Source organism: Halomonas salipaludis (assembly GCF_002286975.1).
Classification (GTDB): Bacteria; Pseudomonadota; Gammaproteobacteria; order Pseudomonadales; family Halomonadaceae; genus Franzmannia; species Franzmannia salipaludis.
Genome location: NZ_NSKB01000009.1, coordinates 137,258 through 159,391 on the forward strand (window position 1 = coordinate 137,258; position 22,134 = coordinate 159,391).

Annotated in this window: 19 protein-coding genes; 10 read left to right on the forward strand and 9 right to left on the reverse strand. The window is 65.2% G+C overall.

Annotated elements, in window-relative coordinates:
• Positions 1 to 32 precede the first annotated feature (32 nt).
• From CK498_RS21570 to leuC, 5 genes are all read right to left on the reverse strand, one after another.
• Positions 33 to 215, reverse strand: a complete 183-nt coding sequence (locus CK498_RS21570; RefSeq protein WP_141246992.1) for a hypothetical protein — start codon at positions 213 to 215, stop codon at positions 33 to 35.
• Positions 216 to 377: 162 nt separating this feature from the next.
• A complete protein-coding gene (gene asd / locus CK498_RS21575; RefSeq protein WP_095622922.1) occupies positions 378 to 1,490 on the reverse strand; it encodes an aspartate-semialdehyde dehydrogenase in 1,113 nt (370 codons plus the stop codon).
• Positions 1,491 to 1,734: 244 nt separating this feature from the next.
• Entirely contained in the window at positions 1,735 to 2,814 is a 1,080-nt protein-coding gene (gene leuB / locus CK498_RS21580) for a 3-isopropylmalate dehydrogenase (RefSeq protein WP_095622923.1), read from the reverse strand.
• A gap of 309 nt (positions 2,815 to 3,123) precedes the next feature.
• Positions 3,124 to 3,777, reverse strand: coding sequence for a 3-isopropylmalate dehydratase small subunit (gene leuD / locus CK498_RS21585; RefSeq protein WP_095622924.1), 654 nt, complete (start codon positions 3,775 to 3,777; stop codon positions 3,124 to 3,126).
• 3 nt (positions 3,778 to 3,780) lie between these two features.
• Positions 3,781 to 5,226 carry a 3-isopropylmalate dehydratase large subunit gene (gene leuC, locus CK498_RS21590; protein ID WP_095622925.1) on the reverse strand — a complete coding sequence of 482 codons (1,446 nt, stop codon included), beginning with the start codon at positions 5,224 to 5,226 and terminating at the stop codon, positions 3,781 to 3,783.
• Between the two features lie 283 nt (positions 5,227 to 5,509).
• On the opposite strand from leuC, the gene CK498_RS21595 reads away from it, so the two are divergent.
• The 10 genes from CK498_RS21595 to CK498_RS21640 all read left to right on the forward strand — a co-directional run bounded on the left by CK498_RS21595 (position 5,510) and on the right by CK498_RS21640 (position 16,910).
• Positions 5,510 to 6,415 (forward strand): LysR family transcriptional regulator, encoded by a 906-nt coding sequence (locus CK498_RS21595; protein WP_095622926.1) that lies wholly within the window; start codon positions 5,510 to 5,512, stop codon positions 6,413 to 6,415.
• Between the two features lie 184 nt (positions 6,416 to 6,599).
• Positions 6,600 to 7,754 carry an aromatic ring-hydroxylating oxygenase subunit alpha gene (locus CK498_RS21600; RefSeq protein WP_095622927.1) on the forward strand — a complete coding sequence of 385 codons (1,155 nt, stop codon included), beginning with the start codon at positions 6,600 to 6,602 and terminating at the stop codon, positions 7,752 to 7,754.
• The gene (locus CK498_RS21605) at positions 7,751 to 8,518 is read left to right on the forward strand and encodes an SDR family NAD(P)-dependent oxidoreductase (RefSeq protein ID WP_095622928.1); all 768 of its coding nucleotides are present in this window, start codon (positions 7,751 to 7,753) and stop codon (positions 8,516 to 8,518) included. The genes CK498_RS21600 and CK498_RS21605 overlap by 4 nt, the downstream gene beginning before the upstream one ends.
• Before the next feature lie 43 nt (positions 8,519 to 8,561).
• Positions 8,562 to 9,488: an ABC transporter substrate-binding protein gene (locus tag CK498_RS21610; RefSeq protein ID WP_095622929.1), complete on the forward strand. Its 927-nt coding sequence runs from the start codon at positions 8,562 to 8,564 to the stop codon at positions 9,486 to 9,488.
• A gap of 26 nt (positions 9,489 to 9,514) precedes the next feature.
• Positions 9,515 to 11,179, forward strand: coding sequence for a choline dehydrogenase (locus CK498_RS21615; protein ID WP_095622930.1), 1,665 nt, complete (start codon positions 9,515 to 9,517; stop codon positions 11,177 to 11,179).
• A gap of 7 nt (positions 11,180 to 11,186) precedes the next feature.
• The gene (locus CK498_RS21620) at positions 11,187 to 12,137 is read left to right on the forward strand and encodes a PDR/VanB family oxidoreductase (RefSeq protein WP_095622931.1); all 951 of its coding nucleotides are present in this window, start codon (positions 11,187 to 11,189) and stop codon (positions 12,135 to 12,137) included.
• A 12-nt stretch (positions 12,138 to 12,149) separates the two neighbouring features.
• Entirely contained in the window at positions 12,150 to 13,634 is a 1,485-nt protein-coding gene (locus tag CK498_RS21625) for an aldehyde dehydrogenase (RefSeq protein WP_095622932.1), read from the forward strand.
• Between the two features lie 20 nt (positions 13,635 to 13,654).
• Positions 13,655 to 14,392: a class II aldolase/adducin family protein gene (locus CK498_RS21630; RefSeq protein WP_095622933.1), complete on the forward strand. Its 738-nt coding sequence runs from the start codon at positions 13,655 to 13,657 to the stop codon at positions 14,390 to 14,392.
• A complete protein-coding gene (locus CK498_RS21635; protein ID WP_095622934.1) occupies positions 14,392 to 15,420 on the forward strand; it encodes a GlxA family transcriptional regulator in 1,029 nt (342 codons plus the stop codon). The genes CK498_RS21630 and CK498_RS21635 overlap by 1 nt, the downstream gene beginning before the upstream one ends.
• A 113-nt stretch (positions 15,421 to 15,533) precedes the next feature.
• Entirely contained in the window at positions 15,534 to 16,910 is a 1,377-nt protein-coding gene (locus tag CK498_RS21640; protein ID WP_095622935.1) for a hypothetical protein, read from the forward strand.
• Here the strand turns inward: CK498_RS21640 and CK498_RS21645 are convergent, their stop codons facing one another.
• From CK498_RS21645 to CK498_RS21660, 4 genes are read right to left on the reverse strand one after another with little or no spacing between them, the layout of a single operon-like run.
• Positions 16,911 to 17,426 carry a zinc ribbon-containing protein gene (locus CK498_RS21645; RefSeq protein WP_095622936.1) on the reverse strand — a complete coding sequence of 172 codons (516 nt, stop codon included), beginning with the start codon at positions 17,424 to 17,426 and terminating at the stop codon, positions 16,911 to 16,913.
• Entirely contained in the window at positions 17,423 to 18,790 is a 1,368-nt protein-coding gene (locus tag CK498_RS21650; RefSeq protein WP_095622937.1) for an O-antigen ligase family protein, read from the reverse strand. The genes CK498_RS21645 and CK498_RS21650 overlap by 4 nt, the downstream gene beginning before the upstream one ends.
• Positions 18,791 to 18,805: 15 nt before the next feature.
• Entirely contained in the window at positions 18,806 to 20,638 is a 1,833-nt protein-coding gene (locus CK498_RS21655) for an ABC transporter ATP-binding protein (protein ID WP_095622938.1), read from the reverse strand.
• 22 nt (positions 20,639 to 20,660) lie between these two features.
• A complete protein-coding gene (locus CK498_RS21660; RefSeq protein WP_095622939.1) occupies positions 20,661 to 21,863 on the reverse strand; it encodes a nucleotidyltransferase family protein in 1,203 nt (400 codons plus the stop codon).
• Between the last annotated feature and the right edge of the window lie 271 nt (positions 21,864 to 22,134).

Genomic DNA, 22,134 nt, shown 5'->3' on the forward strand with positions numbered 1-22,134 from the left:
TGGCCGCGCGCATCACAGGTCGTGTTGGGCAATCAGCCGCCGCGCCTCGGCCTCCAGTTTAGCGTCTCCTGGGCCGCGGCCAACGCCTGCTCGAGCAGCGCGCGGGGCGCTTGTGGCTGACCCTGGTCGAAGCGCTGGCGGGCCGCATTAAGCAGACCGTGGGGCGAGGCGACGGCAGACTGCTCATTATCCAGATGCAGCGGCTCGAACGCCACCTCCTCGATCCTCCACTCCCCTTCGGCGGACTTATTCTCGACCGATGATTCCCCGGCTGGTAGTGCCACGCCGCCGGGCGACATCGGCCAGTTTTCCTCCCGCTAACGAGACGACGCCTCCCATTGGGGAGGCGTCGTCGGCTCAGCGAAGCGGTGCTTTATTTATTGCTCGCGCAGGATCTTGAGCATGCGCTTGAGCGGTTCGGCGGCGCCCCACAGCAGCTGGTCGCCGACGCTGAAGGCGGACAGGTATTCACCGCCCATGGCCAGCTTGCGCAGGCGTCCTACGGGCACCTGCATGGTGCCGGTCACCGCCGCCGGCGTCAGGCCGTCGATGGTGGCGTCCTTGTCGTTGGCGATGACCTTGACCCACTCGTTATGCTTGGCCAGACGATCCTCGATTTCATCCAGCGGCACATCTTTCTTCAACTTGATGGTGAACGCCTGGCTGTGAGAACGCATGGCGCCGATGCGTACGCAGATGCCATCGATGGGGATCGGGTTGTTGTCGAGGCCGAGGATCTTGTTGGTCTCGACGCTGCCCTTCCACTCTTCCTTGCTCTGACCGTTGTCGAGCTTGGTATCGATCCACGGCAGCAGGCTGCCGGCCAGCGGCGCGCCGAAGTTATCGGTGGGGAAGTCGCCCGAACGCATCGCCGCGGTGACCTTGCGGTCGATGTCGAGGATCGCGCTGGACGGGTCACTCAACTCACCGGCGACGCTGTCGCGTAGGCTGCCCATCTGATTGAGCAGCTCGCGCATGTGCTTGGCGCCGGAGCCGGAGGCGGCCTGATAGGTCATGGAGGTCATCCATTCGATCAGGTCGGCCTCGAACAGGCCACCCAGGCCCATCAGCATCAGGCTGACGGTGCAGTTGCCGCCGGCGAAGGTCTTGGCGCCCTTGGCCAGCTGCGCGTCGATCACGCCGCGGTTGACCGGATCGAGCACGATGGTGGCTTCATCGGCCATGCGCAGGGTGCTGGCGGCATCGATCCAGTAGCCCTTCCAGGCAGCGCCGCGCAGATCGCCGTAGACCTGCTTGGTATAGTCGCCACCCTGGCAGGTGACCACGACATCCAGCGCCTTGAGCTCGTCGATGTCGGTGGCATCCTTGAGCGGAGGCACGTCGACGCCGATATCGGGGCCGGGCTTGCCGACCTGGGAGGTGGTGAAGAAGACCGGCTCGATGCCGTCGAAATCTCCATCCTCCTGCATGCGCTGCATGAGCACCGAGCCCACCATGCCGCGCCATCCGACGAAACCGACTTTCAACATGTGAAGTCCTCCAGAATTCAAATGAGGCCAATATTATACATGAAGCGCGCCCGGGTCGCAGGGCTTACTGCGGCCCCGGGGACAGGAATAAGCGAAGCTCATTTTTCAGGGAAGAAAAATGGAGCGCCCATGGAGGGGTCCACAGCGTCTTCGCGAAGCCCTGTCGCCGGGAAAGCCGCTTCGCCAAGACCTGGCTGTAGCCCCTCGCCGTACAGCTTAGTGCTAGACGCTTGCAGCTAGGCGCTTATAGCCCCTCAAATGCCGCCAGCACGGCGTCACCCATCTCGCTGGTGGAGACCTGGCGAGTGCCGGGGTAGGCGATATCGGCGGTGCGCAGGCCGTCGTCGAGGACCTTGCCCACCGCCGTCTCGATGCGCTCGGCCAGGGCCGGCTCGTCCAGCGAGTAGCGCAACATCATCGCCACCGAGAGAATCGTCGCCAACGGGTTGGCGATGTTCTGCCCGGCGATGTCCGGGGCGCTGCCGTGGCACGGTTCGTACATGCCCTGGCCACTCTGGTTGAGCGAGGCGGAGGGCAGCATGCCGATGGAGCCAGTGAGCATCGCCGCGGCGTCGGAGAGAATATCGCCGAACATGTTACCGGTGACGATCACGTCGAACTGCTTGGGCGCGCGTACCAGCTGCATGGCGGCGTTGTCGACGTACATGTGCGAGAGCTCGACATCGGGATACTCCGGCGCCAGGCGCTCCATCACCTCGCGCCACAGGATGGTGACCTCGAGCACGTTGGCCTTGTCGACGCTGCACAGCTTCTTGCCACGCTTCTGCGCCATCTCGAAGGCGACCCTGCCGATGCGTTCGATCTCGCTCTCGGCGTAGACGTAGGTGTTGAAGCCGACACGCTCACCGCCGCGCTCTTCGATGCCACGCGGTTGGCCGAAGTAGATGCCGCCGGTGAGCTCGCGCACGATCATGATGTCGAGCCCCGACACCACCTCGGGCTTGAGGCTGGAAGCCTCGGCGAGCTGCGGGTAGAGAATCGCCGGGCGCAGGTTGCCGAACAGGCCGAGGTTCTTGCGCAGGCCGAGCAGGCCCTTCTCGGGGCGCTTGCTGAGGTCTTCGATCTTGTCCCACTGGGGGCCACCCACGGCGCCGAGCAGAATGGCGCTGGCAGCCTCGGCCTTGGCCAGGGTCTCGGCGGGCAGCGGCTCGCCGTGTGCATCGTAGGCGGCGCCGCCGACCAGCGCTTCCTCGACCTCGACATCCAGGCCGCGGGCCTGGCAGGCGGCCAGTACACGGCTGGCCTGGGCAGTGATTTCCGGGCCGATACCGTCGCCCGGGAGTACTAGAATCTTGCGTGTCATGTCGTTCTCAATCCTTGTAATGCCACGTAGCCATTTGTGGGTGCTATCTGATCCAACGGCGAATATGAATGCTTCATGCCGGCGTCGGTGGCAGCGAGGCTGATCCGGCGGCAGGCCTACGAGGAGGCGCTGTGAACCCATCCCTGGGCGCTACCTTGCGCCCTGCTGCGCTCTCGCATCCTGCTCCGCTTGCAGGACCGGGGCTGGCCATCCATGGCCAGCCCGTTCGGAGCAGTGCTCCGAACCCATGGCGCAAACCTCCTCTTTGGCCTGTCCCCCGGCGCCTCGCGAGCAACCTCCGTGCAGTCTTCAGGCCAGGGCCTTGTCGCGGAACAGCCACGGCCGTGCGGCGCGATGCTTGGCCTCGAAATCGCGAATGGCATCCTCATCCTGCAGCGTAAGGCCAATATCATCGAGGCCGTTGAGCAGGCAGTGCTTGCGGAAGGCGTCGACCTCGAACTCGATGATCTCGCCTTCCGGGGTGGTCACGCGCTGGTTCTCGAGGTCGACGTCGAGGCGATAGCCTTCGTTGGCTTCCACCGCCTTGAACAGCCGGTCCACGGTGTCTTCGTCGAGGGTCACCAGCAGGATGCCGTTCTTGAAGGCGTTGTTGTAGAAGATGTCGGCAAAGCTCGGCGCGATCACCACCCGAAAGCCGAAGTCCTCCAGCGCCCAGGGCGCGTGCTCGCGGGAGCTGCCGCAGCCGAAATTGCGGCGTGCCAGCAGCACGCTGGCACCTTGATAACGCGGCTGATTGAGCACGAAGTCAGGGTTGAGCGGACGCTGGCTGGCATCCTGGCCCGGGTAGCCCTCGTCGAGGTAGCGCAGCTCGTCGAACAGGTTGACGCCGAAGCCAGTGCGCTTGATCGACTTGAGAAACTGCTTGGGAATGATCAGGTCGGTATCGACGTTGGCGCGGTCCAACGGCGCGACCAGGCCCTGCTCGCGTTCGAACTGTCTCATGGCTTAGGCCTCCTGGGCAGCAGGTTGAGCGTCGAGCTGACGCACGTCGACAAAGTGGCCGGCGATGGCAGCGGCGGCGGCCATCGCCGGGCTGACCAAGTGGGTGCGGCCACCGTAGCCCTGACGCCCCTCGAAGTTGCGGTTCGAGGTCGAGGCGCAGTGCTCGCCGGCCCCCAGCTTGTCGGCGTTCATCGCCAGGCACATCGAGCAGCCCGGCTCGCGCCACTCGAAGCCGGCCTCGGTGAAGATCTTGTCGAGCCCCTCGGCCTCGGCCTGGCGCTTCACCAGCCCCGAGCCGGGTACCACCATAGCCAACTGGATGGAGCTCGCCACCTTCTTGCCCTTGGCGACCTTGGCCGCTTCGCGCAGGTCTTCGATGCGCGAGTTGGTGCAGGAGCCGATGAACACCTTGTCGAGGCGGATATCGGTGATCTTCTGCTTGGGTGCCAGGCCCATGTACTCCAGCGCGCGGGTGTAGCTGCGCTTGACGGTGTCGTCGGCGGCGTCGGCCGGGTCCGGCACTTCGCCGGAGATACCGGTGACCATCTCTGGGCTGGTGCCCCAACTGACCTGCGGTTCGATGCTGGCGGCGTCGATCTCGACCACCTTGTCGAAGGCGGCGTCGGCGTCCGAGACCAGACCGCGCCAGTCGGCCACGGCGGCGTCCCACTGCTCGGCGGTCGGCGCATAGGGGCGCTCGGCGAGGTACTCGATGGTGGTGTCGTCGACGGCGATCAGGCCGACCCGGGCTCCGGCTTCGATAGCCATGTTGCACACCGTCATGCGGCCTTCCATGGAGAGGCTCTGGATCGCGCTGCCGGCAAACTCGATGGCGTAGCCGGTACCGCCGGCGGTGCCGATCTTGCCGATAATCGCCAGTACCACGTCCTTGGCGGTGACGCCAACACCCAGCTCGCCCTCGACGCGCACCTGCATGTTCTTCATCTTCTGCGCCAGCAGGCACTGGGTGGCCAACACGTGCTCCACCTCGGAGGTACCGATGCCGTGGGCCAGCGCGGCGAAGGCACCGTGGGTGGCGGTATGCGAGTCGCCGCAGACCACGGTCATGCCCGGCAGGGTCGCACCCTGCTCCGGCCCGACCACGTGCACGATGCCCTGGCGGGCGTCGTTGATCTTGAACTCCTCGATGCCGAATGACGCGCAGTTGTCGTCCAGGGTCTGGACCTGGATCAGCGACACCGGGTCCTTGATCCCGGCATTGCCTTCAGCGCGCTCGATCACCGTGGTCGGCACATTGTGGTCCGGTGTCGCCAGGTTGGCGTCGAGCCGCCACGGCTTGCGATTCGCCAGGCGCAGGCCTTCGAAGGCCTGGGGCGAGGTCACTTCGTGGAGCAGCTGGCGGTCGATGTAGATCAAGGCGGTGCCGTCGTCGCGCGCCTTGACCAGGTGCTGCGACCACAGCTTGTCGTAAAGGGTCTGGCCTGCCATATCGTTCTCCCGGGCTCTGGGGCCCTGTTCTCATCATCCGGTCTGTGCCCGGTGCGCCGCGGCTATCTCGGCGACAAGCCTACGAGGAGGCGCTGTAAATACTTCCCTGTACGCTACCGATGCCATCCATGGCATCGAACCTCCTCTTCGGCCTGTCCCCTGCGCCGCTGTGTCGTGGCGCTGGGCGCTGGGCGCTTATCGCTATACCCGCAGTCTCCCGCCCCTCGCCCATAAAATCAATTCATGTTATTTATGCTTTGAATTCCCCCGAGGAATACATCAAATGGATACGCAAAGTCTCCAAGCCTTCCTCGCCGTGGCCGATCACGGCTCGTTCTCACTGGCCGGCGAGCAGCTGCACCTCACCCAGCCGGCGGTGAGCAAGCGTATCGCCAGCCTCGAGGAGCAGGTCGGTGCACGCCTCTTCGACCGCATCAATCGCCGTGTGTCGCTGACCGAGGCGGGCCGGCTGCTGCTGCCGCGGGCGCGGCAGATCCTGGTGATGGTCGACGACAGCCGCCGCGCACTCTCCAACCTGAGTGGCGACGTGGCCGGCAGCCTGACCATGGGCACCAGCCACCATATCGGCCTGCATCGCCTGCCGCCGCTGCTCAAGCGTTATACCCGCGCGCATCCCGGGGTACGCCTGGACATGCGCTTCCTCGACTCCGAGCAGGCCTACCAGGAGGTGCTCGACGGCGAGCTGGAAATCGCCGTGGTGACCCTCGCCCCGGTGCCTGACCCGCAGCTGATGGTGGTGCCGGTGTGGGTCGACCGGCTGCGCTTCGTGTGCGCCCCTGACCACCCTTTGGCACAGGATGCCACACCGCCGCTGACGGCACTCTCTGCCCACGATGCGGTGCTGCCCGGACCGCAGACCTTCACCCGCGGCATCGTGATCGACACCTTCGCCCGCGATGGCCTGCAAGTGCAGGTAGCGCTCTCCACCAACTACCTGGAGACGCTGAAGATGATGGTCAGCATCGGCCTGGGCTGGAGCGTGCTGCCGGAGTCCTTGATCGACGCTAGCCTGCACGTGCTGGATATCGAGCATCGCCCCATCGAGCGGCCGCTGGGCTACCTGGTGCACAAGAGCCGCACCCTCTCCAACGCCGCGCGCTCGATGTTGGCGTTGCTGGATAGCGAACGCACCGCGCTCGGCCGCGGCGACATATCGCCCACTGACTAATGTCGCTATTTATCAGAATGCCTTTCCGGATATCTGCCTTACTTGGACAATGTTTTGATTAAAAACGACAGATATTAGTCTTAAATAATCAAGTATTCGGCAACGCAGTGTCGCAAAACCTCATGCCTCTTCGACGTAGCAGCCTAGCCTGAGGGCTACCGTTACAGCATGAGGAGCCAGACCCATGACGGACCGGATTCCGATCCAGCAGTGGGACGAGCAGTCCGCCGAGACAGCCGTCACCCTGCCCTCCCGCTACTTCTACGACGAGACCATCTTTGCCGAGGAGCGCGAGCGCATCTTCATGAAGGCCTGGCACTTCGGGTGTCATGTCAATGAGCTTAGTGAAGCCGGCGCCTTCGTGGTCCGGGATATTTTCCAGCAGAGCGTTATCCTGATGCGCGACCGCCAGGGTGACATCCACGCCTTCCACAACGTCTGCCAGCATCGCGGCAACCGCCTGCTGAACGAGACGCGCGGCATCAACAAGGGCGTGATTCGCTGCGCCTACCACTCCTGGTGCTACGGCCAGGACGGGGCGCTGCGCAGCGCCCCGCGCAGCGAGCGTCTGGCCGGTTTCGACAAGCAGCAGCACGCCATCCCGGCCGTGCGCATGGAGGTCTTCGCCGACTGCGTGTTCTTCAACTTCGATCCCGATGCGGACTCGATGCAGACGCTGTTTCCCGGCGCCGACCGGGCCATGCGCGAGGCGATCCCCGATCTCGACAAGATGCAGCTGGTCGAGGAGGACGATGTCATCGTCCCCGCCAACTGGAAGGTCATCATGGACAACTCCATCGAAGGCTATCACTTTCAGCTCTCGGGGCCTTGCCACGTCGATCTTGCGTCGCTGATCGACTTCGCCGGCTATCGGCTGCGTCAGTTCGACCACTGGTGGACCTACGGCGCCCCGCCCAACCCCGACGCCATCCAGGCCTATGGCAAGCCCCTGTCACGCCCCCCCGAGCCGGGTGATGGGTTCTTCAACATCGGTATCTGGCCGCACAACACCTTCTATCAGTTCCCGTTCACCCAGTGCCTGGGCACCTTCATGATGATCCCGCTGGACAGCGAGCGCAGTCTCCTGCGTTTCGGCTACTACAGCGCCCAGCAGCCGATCTCCGAGGTCTCCAAAGCCAGCATCGCGTGGATGAACGATGAGCTCGGCCCGGAGGACATCGACCTCAACGTCACCGTGCAGCAGGGCTTGCACTCGCTGGGTTACAACCAGGGGCGCTACATGATCGATGCCGAGCGCAGTAACGAGAGTGAGCACCTGGTGCATCACTTCCACCGTCTGGTGTTCCGCGCCCTGCACCCCGACGCGAGTCGCTTATGAGCGATGCCCCTGACGGCGAGTTCCGCGGCCGTCGCGTGCTGGTCACCGGCGGCGCTCGCGGCATCGGCGCCGCCACCGCCGAGCTGTTGCTGAGGCGTGGCGCACGGGTTGCCATCGGTGCGCGCAGCGAAGCCTCGGTGGACGCCTTCAACGCCGAGCGTGACACCCCGGCCCTGGCGGCGGTGGGTGAACTGCGCGACCGCGCGAGCTGCCAGCGGGTGGTGGACGCGGCCTGCGAGCGGCTCGGCGGTCTCGACTGCCTGATCAACTGTGCCGGGGTGTTCGAGGAGGTGCCCTTCGAAGCGGTCACCCAGCAACACTGGGACGATCACTACCAGATCAACGTTGCCGGTACCTTCTTTGCCATTCAGGCGGCGCTCCCGGCACTGGAGGCGAGTGGCGGCAACGTGGTCAACCTCGGCTCCGATGCCGGGCTGATCGGCTTCCCTCCCAGCAGCGTCTACTCCGGCGCCAAGGCGGCCGTGGTCAACCTGACCCGCGCCCTGGCACTGGAGCTGGCCGGGCGCATCCGCCTCAACTGCGTCTGCCCCGGCAACGTGGCCACCGAGATGATCGATCATGCCGCACAGCGCAGTCCCGATCCCGCTGGCTATCTGGCCGACGCCCATGCCCGCGCCCCGCTGGGGCGCATGGCACGGCCTGTCGAGGTCGCCGAGGCGATTCTCTACCTCGCCTCGCCCCGCGCCAGCTTCACCCACGGCGCCATTCTCAGCGTCGATGGCGGGGGTGTGTGCGGTTTCTAACCACGCCCCGCAAGACAACCGATAACACCAGGAGACCCTGACCATGCGTAGCCCATCACTGCCTACCCTCTTGTCACGCTTGACCGCCAGCGCCCTGCTGCTGGCGCCGCTCGCCGCCCAGGCCGAGACGATCCGCTTCGCCACGCCCCAGTGGCCCGGTGCCACGGTCAAGTCCGAGGTCACCCGCCAACTGGTCGAAACCCTTGGCTATGACGCCACCCTCCAGGAAGCCAGTTCCTCAATCATCCTCGGCGGCATGGCCAGCGGTGACCTGGATATCAATATGGCGCTATGGCGGCCCTCACAGGGCGGCATGCTCGACCCGCGCCTGGAAGCCGGTGAACTGGTCGAACTGACCGAGAATATCGAAGGCGCGCGCTTCCAGCTCGCGGTACCCGGTTACGTCTGGGAGGCTGGCGTGCGCTCGATGGCCGATCTGGCCCAACACGGCGAACGCTTCAGCCACACCTTCTACGGTATCGAACCCGGCAACGTCGGCAACGAACTGATGCAGGAGGCCGTCGACAACGACACCTATGAGCTGAGCGACTGGCGGGTCGTGGCCTCCAGCGAGGCCGGCATGATGTCACAGGTGGAGACCAGCATTGCCGACGACGAGTGGATCGCCTTCCTCGGCTGGGAACCGCACTGGATGAATGTCGACTTCGATATTCGCTACCTGGAGGACCCGGAGAATCTGTGGGGCGATGCCAGCTCGGTGTCTACCGTGGTCGCCGCCGATTTCGTCGAGCGCCACCCCAACCTGACCCGTCTGCTCGAGCAGATCGTGCTGCCCATCGACGTCCAGGATGCCTGGGTCTATGACTACAGCCGCCGCGACATCCCTCTCGAGGAAGTGGCCAGCCAATGGCTCGCTGACAACCCCGACATGGTGCTTGGCTGGCTCGACGGCGTGACCAGCGCCGACGGGGAGCAGGACGCCGCCGACCGTTATCGCGATACCCACTGAATCCATCAGCGTGGCGAGGCCCTGGCATGACTGACCCCGCGTCATACGACTACATCATCGTCGGCGCCGGCTCGGCCGGCTGCGTGCTGGCCGATCGGCTCAGCGCCGACGGCCGCTACCGGATACTGCTGATCGAGGCCGGTCCGCGTGACGACTCCTGGACCATCGACATGCCCGCCGCCATGGGCGCGGCCATCGATGGCCCGCGCTTCAACTGGCACTATCACTCCGGTCCGGAGCCCTATCTCGACGACCGCTATATCGCCACCCCCCGTGGCAAGACCCTGGGCGGCTCGTCGTCGATCAACGGCATGGTCTACATTCGCGGTCACGCCCGCGACTATGACCACTGGGCCGAGAGCGGCTGCCCCGGTTGGGGGTATGCCGAGGTGCTGCCCTACTTCCGCCGCGCCGAATCCCACGAGCTGGGCGGCGATGACTACCACGGCGAGGATGGGCCGCTGCGGGTCAGCGCCGGCCGGCCCTATGATCCCTTGGCGCGCGCCTTCCTCGATGCCGGCGTTGAGGCCGGCTATCCCTACACCGAGGATCCCAACGGCTACTGCCAGGAAGGCATGGGGCGCGTCGATCGCACCACTTATCGCGGCCGACGCTGGAGCACTGCCCGCGGCTATCTGGCCCGCGCCAGGTCGCGGAATAACCTTAGCGTGATCACCGGCGCCCTGGTCGAACGGGTGCTGCTCGACGCCGGTTGCGCCCGGGGCGTGCGCTATCGCGTCGCGGGCGACACCCGTCACGCCACGGCCACACGCGAGGTGATCCTCGCCGCCGGGGCCATCAACACCCCGCAACTGCTGATGCTCTCCGGGATCGGCCCCGAGGAGGCACTGACAGCGCATGGCATCGACTGCCAACATTCGCTGCCCGGGGTCGGCCAGCGTCTCAGCGACCATCCTGACAGCGTGGTCGCCTACCATGCCGAGCAGCCGGTCTCCATCGCCCCCTGGACGCATGCGCCGCGCAAGTGGTGGCTGGGCTTGCAGTGGTTCTGCCGCCATACCGGACTGGCGGCCAGCAATCAGTTCGATGCCGGCGCCTTCATCCGTTCCCGCGCCGGGGTCGAGCACCCCGACATCCAGCTCACCTTCATGTCGGCGGCGGTGCCGCCGGGCTCGGTGGCGCCGCTGCGCGAGCACGCCTTCCAGGTGCATATCGACCTGATGCGCCCCACCAGCCTCGGTCACGTCAGGCTGCGCAGCGCCGACCCGGGCGAGGCACCGGAGATCGTTTTCCACTACCTGGCCAGCCAACGCGACCAAGCCGATATGCGCAGCGCCGTGCGCCTGGTACGCGAAATCATCGCCCAGCCAGCGTTCGACGGCCTGCGCGGTGAAGAGATCTCCCCCGGCGCGCATATCGACAGCGACGCCGACCTCGACGCCTGGGCGCGACGCACCACCGAGACCGGCTATCACGCCGCCGGGACCTGCAAGATGGGGCCCGCGGGGGATCCCGAGGCGGTCGTCGACCCCGAACTGCGTGTCCATGGTCTGGAGAGGCTGCGCGTGGTCGATGCCTCGATCATGCCGCGCATCGTCAGCGGCAATACCAATGCCCCCACGGTGATGATCGCCGAAAAGGCCAGCGACCTGCTGCTCGGCAAGCCCCCCTTGCCGCCCAGCGAGGCAGCGACCTGGATTCACCCCGAGTGGCAACATCGGCAACGCTGAGGTTCTCATGCACGACGCTCTATGCCTGGAAATCCGCCACCACCAAGCCCTCGGCGAACGCCTCTACCGGCTCGATCTGGCGGCAAGCGACGGCGCCACCCTGCCTCCGGCCGCACCGGGGGCTCACCTGGCACTCACGCTTCCCAACGGCATGATGCGCCACTATTCACTGCTCGATGGTGCCGACGACGGGATCTACCGCATCGCCGTGCTCCACGAGCGCGATTCCCGCGGCGGCTCGGCGTGGCTCGCCGAGCACGCCATGCCGGGCACTCGACTGACCGCCAGCGGCCCCCATGATCGCTTTCCCCTCGACGAGAGCGCCGCTCACCACTGCCTGGTCGGCGCCGGGATCGGCATCACCCCGCTGGTCGCCATGGCGAGACGCCTGCACGCGCTGGACGCCAGCCGCGAGCTGCACTATCTGGTGCGCCATCGCCGGCAGGCGCTGTTCGCCGCCGCCCTGGCGCCGTTGTTCCCGCCCGGAAAGCTGCATCTGCATGTCTCCAGCGAGCATGGGCGCACTCGCCTCGACACCCTGGTGAACACGCCTCGTGCCAGCACCCGCGTGTATGCCTGCGGCCCCGCCTCGCTGCTCGACGAGCTGGAGTGTCTCGCCGCCGACTGGCCGGCGGGCTGCCTGCGCCTGGAGCGCTTCCATAACGACACCGTGCCGAGCGACGCCCCTCAAGACGCCTGCGAGGTGATCCTTGAGGCCAGCGGCAGACGCTTCACGCTGGCCCCGGGCCAATCCCTGATCGATGCCCTGGAGGTACACGGCGTGGCCCCGCCGCGCCTGTGCTGCGAAGGCGTGTGCGGCACCTGCGCCACACCGCTGCTGGATGGCGAGGTGGAGCACCTCGACGCCGTGCAGTCCAGCGCCGAGAAGGCCCTCAACGACCTGATCTATCCCTGCGTGTCGCGCCCCCGCGGCCCGCGTCTCGTTCTCGACCTCTAAGTGGAGTCCCGCATGCCTCATAGCCACCACGACTGGCACCGCCTCGCCGCCGAGCTGACAGCCGACGGTCGTGCCTTCATCGACGGCCAGCGCCAGGCGGCCCAGGCCGGCGACTGGCTCGACTCCCTCAATCCCATGGGCGGGCCACCCGTCGCACGCATCGCCGCCGGCACCGCCACGGATATCGACCTGGCCGTGGCCGCTGCACGTCGCAGTTTCAGCGCCGGCGACTGGTCGCGAGCCACACCGACCCGGCGTCGCCAGGTCTTGCAGGCAATCGCCGCGGGGCTGCGCGAGCACGCCGAGACGCTGGCCCTGCTCGACTGCCTGGAAGTCGGCAAACGTATCGACGAGGCCCTCGACGATGTCGAGGAGTCCGCGCGACTGTTCGACTGGTATGCCGAGGTGCAGGACAAGTGGTACGACGCCCTGGCCGCCTCGCCGCCCGGCGTGCAGGCCAGCATGCGCCATGAGCCATTGGGCGTGATCGGTGCGGTGGTGCCCTGGAACTATCCGCTTCACAACGCCTGCGTCAAGCTGGCGCCGGCGCTGGCCGCCGGCAATAGCGTGGTACTCAAACCCGCCGAGGAGTCATCGCTGTCGGCACTGCGCCTTGCCGAGCTGTGCGAGATCGCTGGCCTCCCCCAGGGGGTGGTCAATGTGGTGCCCGGGCATGGCCACCAGGCCGGCGAGGCACTGGGCCGCCACGCCGACGTCGATGCCATCGGCTTCACCGGCTCCAGCGACATCGGCAAGCGCTTCATGGTCTATGCCGGCGAGTCCAACATGAAGCCGGTGTGGCTGGAGTGCGGCGGCAAGAGTCCGCATCTGGTGTTCGCCGACGCAGGCGATCTGGAGGAGGTCGCCGACGCCGTGGCCGGCGGCATCTTCACCAATGCCGGTCAAGTCTGCTCGGCTCATTCACGGCTGCTGGTGCAGCGCGAGCTGGCCGAGCCATTGCTCGACGCACTCTGCCGCCGCGCCAATGCGCTGACCCTCGGCGATCCGCTCGATCCCGCCACGACGCTGGGGCCGCTGGTCAGCCAGGCCCAGTTCGACAAGGTCTGCGACTATTTGCGCCTGGGTCGCAACGAAGCGCGGCTGGTATGCGGAGGCGAGCCCCGCGAGGCGGACGGCGGACGGCTGTTCGTGGCGCCGACGATCTTTGCCGACGTCACCCCCGAGCGACGCCTGTTCCGCGAGGAGATCTTCGGCCCGGTCTTGACGGTCACCCCCTTCGACGACGAGGAGCAGGCCGTGGCACTGGCCAACGACAGCGACTATGGCCTGGCGGCCTCGCTGTGGACCCGCGACCTGGGACGGGCGCACCGCCTGTGCGACCGTCTGCAGGCGGGCACCGTCACGGTCAATGGCGTGGATGCCGTGAGCCTGCAGACCACCTTCGGCGGCGTCAAGCAGTCGGGCATCGGTCGCGACTACGCCCTCGCCGGTATGCAAAAATACATGGCCGTCAAGACGCGCTGGATTCAGTATTGAGTCCCCGACAGGAGATTTCCATGCAACAGCACGACGTGTCGCGCCCCATCCTGGATGCCAGTCCGCGCCAGCAGCTGGCCGCCGCCTTTCGCTGGATGGCCCGTCTCGACATGCACGAGGCCACCGCCAATCACTGCAGCCTGGCGCTGGACGAGCGACGCTTCCTGATCAACCCGCTCGGTCATCACTTCTCGGAGCTGCGCGCCAGCGACCTGCTCGAGGTGGATCGCCACGGGCAAGCGCCGGCGGGCATCGACCCCACTGCCTGGGCGATTCACGGCGCCATGCATCGCCAGGGCGAGCACATCGGCTGCATCCTGCACAGCCACGCCCCCTATGCCACCGCACTGGCCTGCCTGGAAGCGCCCCATCTGCCCCCGGTGGAGCAGAACAGCATGCGCTTCTTCGAGCGTCTTTATGTCGATCAAGGCTTCGATGGCATGGGGCTCGCCGACGAGGCCGAACGCCTCGGCGGGCTGGCCAACCGTGCCTCGGTACTGCTGCTCGGCAACCACGGCGTGGTGACCACCGGCGCCGATGTCGCCGAGGCATTCGATCGACTCTACTACTTCGAGCGCGCCTGCCGCACCTATCTGATCGCTCGCAGCAGCGGCCTGCCGCTCAAGCCGGTCAGCGACACGGTGGCGCGCAAGACCGCGGCCCAGTGGGACGACTACATGGCCGAGGGGGCCGCCCAGCAGCACTTTGCCGCGCTGCTGCGCATTCTCGACCGTGACTCCCCTGACTATCGTCACTGATGCGTACGCCTGGCCTGCCTGATAGCGCTCCCTCGACGCCCCCCTACCGGCTCAAGCTGATGCTGATGCCGGCGTTCTCCTTCGCCGGCCTGGGGACCATTCTGGATAGCCTGTTCATCATCAACTGGCTCGCCCAGGAGCCGCGCTTCGAGTGGCAGCTGCTGGGGCTGGAGGAGAGCGTCATGGCCTCCAACGGCACGCCGCTGGCCGTCGAGCGCGAGTGGCCGGCTCCGCATACGCTGGACGAGGTGTGGGTGCTGGCCAGTTTCGCCACCAAGAGCTACCGCGACGATACACGCCTGGCCATGTGGCTACGCCACTGTGCCGCCGCGGGAGCCAACCTCGGCGGTATCGAGGTAGGCAGCGACATGCTCGCCGCCGCCGGGGTCATGCAGGGCCATCGTGTCGCCATGCACTGGGACAACCGCGAGGGCTTCGCCGAGCGCTACCCGCAACTCGAGACCAGCAGCGAGCTCTACTGCCTCGACCGCGACCGGCTGAGCTGCGCCGGGGGCACCGCCATCGTCGACCTGATGTTCGCCTGGCTGGCTCGCCATGTGGAACCCGCCCTGCTCGAGGAGCTGCGCAATCATCTCCTAGAACGTCGTCAACGCGACGGCACTCGCCAGCAGCTTGCCGCCGACCCGCTCCACCATGCCGAAACCTCGGCACAGATTCGCCGGGTGCTGCGTCATATGCGCCGCCACATCGAAGCACCGCTAAGCACTGCCGAGCTGGCCAGCCATGCCGGCCTCTCGACGCGTCAACTGGAGCGCCGCTTCAAGCATGAGCTGGGGGTCACACCGATGCGCTATTACCTGTGGCTGCGCATCAACCGTGCCCATCGTCTGCTGCAGCAGACGGACCTCAGTGTGGCGTCCGTCGCCAGTGCCGCCGGTTTCGCATCGCTGGAGCATTTCTCACGCAGTTATCGCCGTTTCTTCGGCTGCGCGCCCAGCAGCGATCGCCTGCAGTCGCCCGAGGCGCCGGTGCTGCCACTGCGCTACCTGCCCTACCGTCGGCGCTGACGTTCGCGGCCGCCCACCCGCGGACGCTATGCAGGGGCTCGCTTGAGCCTCGGCGACAATTTACCTAGGATGCTAACTTTCCCCTTACGCGAGGTCGCTCGCTCAGGATACTCATGTCCGCTCAGGATGCGCCGCCCGCCGCCCCCACTCGCCCCGACTCGCCCTCGCTGCGTCAGGTGATCGCCGGCGTCGCTATCCTCGCCGGGCTGATCTGGCAGATCCTGCTGTTCACTGGCGCGGCCGTGACGCCGCTGCCGGTGGGCTATCTGCTGTGGTTCTCGGTGGTGCTGCTGTGGCGCGACATCCCTACCCGCTCACGGCGCCAGGCCGGCGTACTGATCGCACTGGGTGCCGGCATGCTGCTGGCGGCACGACTAGGCTATGCCGCCGAGGTGGCCTGGCCGTGGATTCTGGACGGCAATACCTACGTGGTAGCGATGCTGGTAGGCGTCAGCTTCATCAGCCTGATCGGCAGTCAAAGCCCCAGTCGCAGCGGTACCCATCTGACCGGCTGGCGCGGCGTGCTCAGCACCTGGTTCAGCGTTCACCTGCTGGGGTCGATCCTCAACCTCTCCACCGTCTTCATGGTGGGGGACCGCCTGCGCGGCCTCAACCCGACGCCCACCCCGCCAGCCACCGCACCGCTCAGCCCGCCACAAATCCTGGCTCTCAATCGGGGGCTCTCCAGCGCCGCGTTCTGGTCGCCGTTCTTCGCCTCGATGGGGGTGGTGATGAGCCTGGCGCCGCAGATGAACTTCCTGTGGATTCTCGCCTTCGGCGTGCCACTGGGGGCTCTGTCGGGGCTGCTGACCTACCTCGAGCTGCAGCGCCGCTTCGACCTCGCCGCTACCCCCGGTTTCGCCATGTCGCCGGCCAACCTGTTGATGCCGGTGGCCATGGCAAGCCTGGTGATGCTGTTTCACTACGGCCTGACGCCTGGGCTGTCGATCGTCAGCATTATCACCTTTCTGCTGCCGGCGGCGGCGCTGGCCAGCAACCTGCCCCAGGGGCTGCGCTGGACGCGACGGCGCCTCGTCGAGCATACCCGCCGGCGGCTGCCGAGCATGCGCGGCGAGATTTCGCTGTTCCTGGCGGCGGGGCTCTTTACTCAAGGATTGTCGACGCTGATCGCCGCCGTGACCGGCGGCGAGTGGGTGCTGTTCGCGCACTTCGGCGCGCCCCAGGCGGTGGCAAGCTATGCGATCATCGTCGCCAGCGCCATCGCCGGCCTGCATCCGATCATCGGCGTCTCGACGCTGGCCTCGATGCTCGACCTCGAGGGCAGCCGCTACACGCTGCTGGCCTTCGTGGCGCTGGCCTCCTGGGGTGTGGGCACGGCAGTGGGGCCACTGTCGGGGATCAACCTCTCGCTGCAGGGGCGTTACGGCGTCAGCGGCTATCGCACCATGCGCCTCAACGCCCCCTATGCCGCCGTGATGTCCCTGGCGGTGGTGGTCGGCATCGTCCTGCTCGACCGGCTCCTCGCCTGATCAGTCGGAGGCGCGGGCAAAGTAGCGATGCCCACACTGGTGGCAGGGCTCGATGCGGGTAACCGTCTCGAGGGTGACCCTGGCGTCGCAGTGCACGCAGGCCATGCGCCCGGGAGCGGCGATCTCGCCTTCGCAGTAGTCGGCCTGGGCCGCCTCGAGGTCGTCCTCGAGCCGCTCGCGGTCGACGACACTGCGGTCGGCCACCGACAGCAGCGCCTCGCTGACCTTACGCGATAGCACCGCAAGATCGATGCCCAGCCAGCTGGCCACGCTGTTGCCGCCGGCAGCAAGATAACGGCGCATGTCCTTGAGGTCGCGCTCGACCCAGGCGCGCAGCAGCGCGAGCTCGTCCTTGGTGAACTCCTCGAACTCGGCCTCGAACTCCACCGCGTCGTCGAGATCCTGTTGCAGTGCCTCCCATGACAGTTCGTCGGCGCCCTCCTGCAGGCGCGCCAGCATGCGTTCATACCCTTCGCGCAGGCGATGCTCCTGCGATGACTCTTTGCGATCGCTCATGATCTGCTCCTTGAACGCTGGACGAAAAACCTGTCTTCATCATCTTCAATATTAGTGCCTGGATGCAAACCACACGACCCAGAGCGTGGTGCGGCTGCAAGCGCCTCTTCGCGAGCGCGAAGTGCCGCCCAGCACACCACGCACAATCCCAGGTAGCCGCTCAAGCCCCGTAGGTCGCGCAGCATCGATTGCGTCAGTCCGAAGTCGAAGAAGGCCACCGGCACCATCATGCCGGCGGCAGCCAGTATCTGCAGGTCGGGCGCATGGCGGGATCGGCGCAGCTTCTTCCAGAATAACCACAGTGGTACTGCATATAGCAGTATCAGGCTCAGCACCCCGGCCAGTCCCCGCCTGGCCGCGGTGTCGATGATCTCGTTGTGTAGTTGCACATGGATGATGACGCGGTCATAGACCCTGCCCTCCTCGGCCAAGGCTCTCAGGGCGTCCTCCATATGGCGTTCGCCATGGCCGAACAGTGGCTTTTCAGCAACCATGATCGCCCCGGCACGCCACAGCTCCAGACGCATGCCAAGGGAGTTGCCGGCATTGCCCTGCTGCCAGTAGCGCTGCGCATCGCTTGTCACCTGCCCCACGCGCTCACCGACACCGCTATGTGGCAATACGACAATCACCAGCATCAGCGCTGCCAAGCCACCAATCCCGAAGCGCAGGTAACGCCTTGGCAATACGTCCCGGGCAGCGCGGAAGACCAGCAGCATCACAAAAGGTAAGGCAACCCAGCCACCGCGGGTCCCTGAGAGCAGCGACCCAAGCAAACCCAAGGCGGCGGCCAGCAGCGCAAGCACCAGCAAGGATGCATGCCTGGGCGAGCGATAGCGCAGGCTCCATAGCACTGCCATCAGCGCCAGCGAGCCAAGCAGCAGAGAGAGATTGCCGAAGGGAATGGCATTGATACCGTTGCTGGCCCGCTCCGCCCCAAGCACCAGCCGCTCATAGAGCGCAATCAGCCCCGCCCCTGAAGCACCCAAACAGGCGCCCCACCACAACATGCGTGGATTGGGCGGGTAGCAACGCAGGCCAATCAGCAGCGGCACCACCAACAGTGGCCAGATCGGCAGCGCGCGAATGCCAGCCCTCTCGATGACTGGCCAGTGCCCCGAACGCCATACATCAAGCAACCAGACAGCCCCGTAGAGCATCAGTGCAGCGCAGAACCAGGCGTCGTCCCGATCGAGCCTTGCGTACTGCTCGCGTCGTGCCGTCACAGCGATCAGTAGACACAGCCCGAGCCCCGCGAGCGCAACGACTCTATGGGCGTCAGGAATCAGCACCAGCAGGGCAACGAAGGCCAGCATCAATACGCTGTTGGCATGACCAACCGCCTGGCCAAGCTTCATCGGCATGTCAGCCCAAATCGGTCAGGGGGTCTCTTCAGCATCGACCTCTCGGTAGTGGTGCGCCTGACGCCTGAATAGCTCACAGTAGATACCTTGACGCTTGATCAACTCATCGTGGGTGCCGGCTTCACAGATCACCCCCTTGTCCATCACATAGATGTAGTCAGCCATTCTGACGGTCGAGAGGCGGTGACTGATGACCAGAGCCGCACGGTGGTCGATCCGCTCCCGGAAGTTCTCGAACAGTTCGAATTCGGCCCCTGGGTCCAGGGCACTGGTGGGCTCATCGAGGATGATGACGTTCGAGCGGTGCATGAACGCCCGGGCCAAGGCGATTTTCTGCCACTGGCCGATGCTCAGTTCCTGGCCGTCATCGAACATTCGCGTCAGCGGTGTATCGTACTGCCGCTTGAGGGTCTCGATGAAAGGCGCCGCTCCGGCATTGATGGCCGCGGTTCTTACGGCAGGGGTGTCTTCTGGCTCGCGAATATCGCCAAAGCGGATATTGTCGCGCACGCTGGTCGCATAGTGCGTGTAGTCTTGAAAAATCACACTGAAAACACGCCGGTACTCTTCGATACCGAACTCTCGCACATCGATGCCATCGAGTGTGATGCGTCCCGATGTCGGATCGTAAAGCCGGCATAGCAGCTTGATCAGCGACGTCTTGCCTGAGCCGTTGGCGCCGACCAACGCCACGATCTGCCCTGGACGGATGGTCAGGTCGATATTGTGCAGTACCTGGCTATCGGTGCCGGGGTAGCAGAACCCCACGTTCTCGAAGCACACCCCTTCACGGGGCTCAGCAGGCACCTCGCGCGGCTCCTCAGGCTCGGCAATGGCAGGCCGGATATCCAGAAACTCGAACAGCAAGCCGACGTAGAGGTGGTCCTCGTAAAGCTTGGAGAGCTGCTGGACCAGTTCCTGCCCCATCGACTGTGCGCGCTGAAAAATCAGCAGGAACAGCACCAGGTCGCCAACGCTGTTGCGCCCTTCAGCGGTTTGCCAGGCAAGGAAGCCCAATGAGCCGAAGAAGGCCACCGAGGCGATGCTGGCCACCACCATCTCGACACTGGTGCGACGCTTGGTGATGGCAAGCTTCTCGCCGCGAATGGTAGCGCGTAGCTTGGAGTACTGGTCGCGAAGGTAGTCGCCCAACTGATTGAGGCGCAGCTCCTTGGCGTTGATGTCGGAGGTCATCAGCCAGTCGAGGTAGGCAGCTCGGCGCTCCATCTGAGTACGACGCCGCTGCCACTCGTACAGGTAGCGGGTAAAGTAGATGCGTACAAGCAAGGCCGGCACGATGGCAATCAACAACACCGGCAGCAGCAGCCAGTTGATGGTCACGATCAGCACCACAACGGCCGCCAGCATCAAGCTGTTCTTACCCAGCATCATGAGGTTACTGGCCACCTGGGCAGGCCGCTGATTGCCGGACTGGCGCGCCCGCTCCAGCGTATCGTGATAGCGCGGGCTTTCGTAGAATGCCAGGTCGGCACGCACGGCGCGTGAGTGCACCTCGCGATCCACGTAATCGGCCACCATCATGCCCTGGGCTTCACGGGCCAACCCCGACAGGCTTCGCGCAGCGATGAACGCGACAGTGCTCGCACCGGTCAACGCGACATAGAGCAGCACATGCGACAGCCCGCCGGGATCCCCCTCACTACCAAGCATCTGGGTAACGACGTCCACCAGTTGCTTGAGGAGATACAGCACCGCCAGACCAAACACCACTTCCAGCGCCATCAGCAAGGTACTGAGTACCGTCCACTTGCGGCTGCTCTTCCACAGCATGGGCAAGATGCGCCGCAAGGTCAGTACAGGAGCAAGCAGCTTATCGGTCTGGATCATGGTTGGCCGCCATCAGACAGGTTCATTTATGGGTGTTTCCAGAGGTCATGCGCACATAGGATTCACGAAATGGGCGGGTGACTCGATAGAGCCACTGCCACCCTCGGGGTAGCGGCCAACTCTGATAATCAGCATAGCTAGGCCGGAACAGGCGCGTCCAACCCAGAAGCTTCCAACGCAACCAGTGCCGTGCATTGGTTTGCCAGCTGAACGAGAAGTCTGGCGTGGCCTTCTGGCGGCGCATGGCAAGCTCGACCTGGTGGTCGCCCTGCATGGCTTTCAATGACATGGCCAGCATGTCCCTGCCATTTTCCGACAACGCCTTGCCTTCCCATAGTTCAGGATCCGCCAGGGTAGCGAACAGCTCCAGGGACGCCTCCACGGTGGCGCGAAGATTACGCCGGTCGGCACACGCCATGACGGCCTTGAGATCGAAACTGGGGTGGCGCTGAATGGCGTCCATGTCGACCAGCCAGTGCAGGTGGGACCAGTAGTGCTTGGTGTGGTGCCAGCAGATATAGACGAACAGCTCTGAGGTCGGCATCACCGATATGTAGCGGCTACCAAGGCGCATCGGCTCGGCCATGGCCAATACCTGGCGAGAATCGTAGATCGAGCCGATGTTGTCGATGCGCTGGTGAAACTCGATGGCGATCCGCCGCGGTGATACCAGGGTAATGACCTTCTGCACCCGGGAGACGAACGCCAGGCTGGTCGCATCACTCTCCAGCGCCGCAGGGTCGAGCGGGGTATACCCCTGGCCCAATGCATGTTCCAGCACCTCACCCATACGCTCGCGGGGCACTAGTACATCGATATCCTGGCAGAAACGCATGGCCGGCTCGTCATAATACCGCTCGGCCAGCGTCGGTCCCTTGAAGAACACATGCTGGAGCTCCAGGGGCCCCAGCAGGTCCTTGACCAAGTCACGCAGCGCCGCCGTCACATTCATGTTGTACTGCAGGACGCTGAGGGAGTGCAGCTTCATGAGATCGAGCTGTTCTTCGGGCAGCGACGGCGGCATGAGCTTGCGCAGGTGGCGATATACCAGCGGCAGCACGAACCGCTCCTGGGCTCGGCGTGTAAACTGCTCCCAGTCAGCGATTTCCTCACACAGCGCGAGCGCAGCACGGCTCTGGGCCTCCGTGAGCTGCAGCCGTGCGAGGAGTATCAACAACCGTAAGCAAGGATCCAACTGAACCGGCGCGTTGAGCGTAACTGTCATGACGAGCGTCCCTTACTGACCGTGGCGCCAACTTTCAGCCATAATTGCGCCTTTTTATCAAAGACTTGCATTGTTTTTCGTGCTTCCCTGGTACGAGGTCTCATCGCATCGCAATCTAGACGCACCTAGCGTTCCTGCGTATTGCAGGAATCTGCCAAGGTGCGACAAGCGAGGCCAGCCGGGGCTGCCTACGGCAGCAATATTAACAGTCTAGTGACAAAATAACAGCCCGCCAGTCATGCGACGGGCAGCACCCAACAACCGCCCTACC

Coding starts and splice junctions, on each gene's coding strand:
- CK498_RS21635 (WP_095622934.1), top strand. CDS start 14,392: ATGCGTACGCCTGGCCTGCCTGATAGCGCTCCCTCGACGCCCCCCTAC.
- leuD (WP_095622924.1), bottom strand. CDS start 3,777: ATGAGACAGTTCGAACGCGAGCAGGGCCTGGTCGCGCCGTTGGACCGC.
- CK498_RS21610 (WP_095622929.1), top strand. CDS start 8,562: ATGCGTAGCCCATCACTGCCTACCCTCTTGTCACGCTTGACCGCCAGC.
- CK498_RS21630 (WP_095622933.1), top strand. CDS start 13,655: ATGCAACAGCACGACGTGTCGCGCCCCATCCTGGATGCCAGTCCGCGC.
- leuC (WP_095622925.1), bottom strand. CDS start 5,226: ATGGCAGGCCAGACCCTTTACGACAAGCTGTGGTCGCAGCACCTGGTC.
- CK498_RS21625 (WP_095622932.1), top strand. CDS start 12,150: ATGCCTCATAGCCACCACGACTGGCACCGCCTCGCCGCCGAGCTGACA.
- CK498_RS21595 (WP_095622926.1), top strand. CDS start 5,510: ATGGATACGCAAAGTCTCCAAGCCTTCCTCGCCGTGGCCGATCACGGC.
- CK498_RS21650 (WP_095622937.1), bottom strand. CDS start 18,790: ATGCCGATGAAGCTTGGCCAGGCGGTTGGTCATGCCAACAGCGTATTG.
- CK498_RS21600 (WP_095622927.1), top strand. CDS start 6,600: ATGACGGACCGGATTCCGATCCAGCAGTGGGACGAGCAGTCCGCCGAG.
- CK498_RS21605 (WP_095622928.1), top strand. CDS start 7,751: ATGAGCGATGCCCCTGACGGCGAGTTCCGCGGCCGTCGCGTGCTGGTC.
- CK498_RS21620 (WP_095622931.1), top strand. CDS start 11,187: ATGCACGACGCTCTATGCCTGGAAATCCGCCACCACCAAGCCCTCGGC.
- asd (WP_095622922.1), bottom strand. CDS start 1,490: ATGTTGAAAGTCGGTTTCGTCGGATGGCGCGGCATGGTGGGCTCGGTG.
- CK498_RS21615 (WP_095622930.1), top strand. CDS start 9,515: ATGACTGACCCCGCGTCATACGACTACATCATCGTCGGCGCCGGCTCG.
- CK498_RS21640 (WP_095622935.1), top strand. CDS start 15,534: ATGTCCGCTCAGGATGCGCCGCCCGCCGCCCCCACTCGCCCCGACTCG.
- CK498_RS21645 (WP_095622936.1), bottom strand. CDS start 17,426: ATGAGCGATCGCAAAGAGTCATCGCAGGAGCATCGCCTGCGCGAAGGG.
- CK498_RS21660 (WP_095622939.1), bottom strand. CDS start 21,863: ATGACAGTTACGCTCAACGCGCCGGTTCAGTTGGATCCTTGCTTACGG.
- CK498_RS21655 (WP_095622938.1), bottom strand. CDS start 20,638: ATGATCCAGACCGATAAGCTGCTTGCTCCTGTACTGACCTTGCGGCGC.
- leuB (WP_095622923.1), bottom strand. CDS start 2,814: ATGACACGCAAGATTCTAGTACTCCCGGGCGACGGTATCGGCCCGGAA.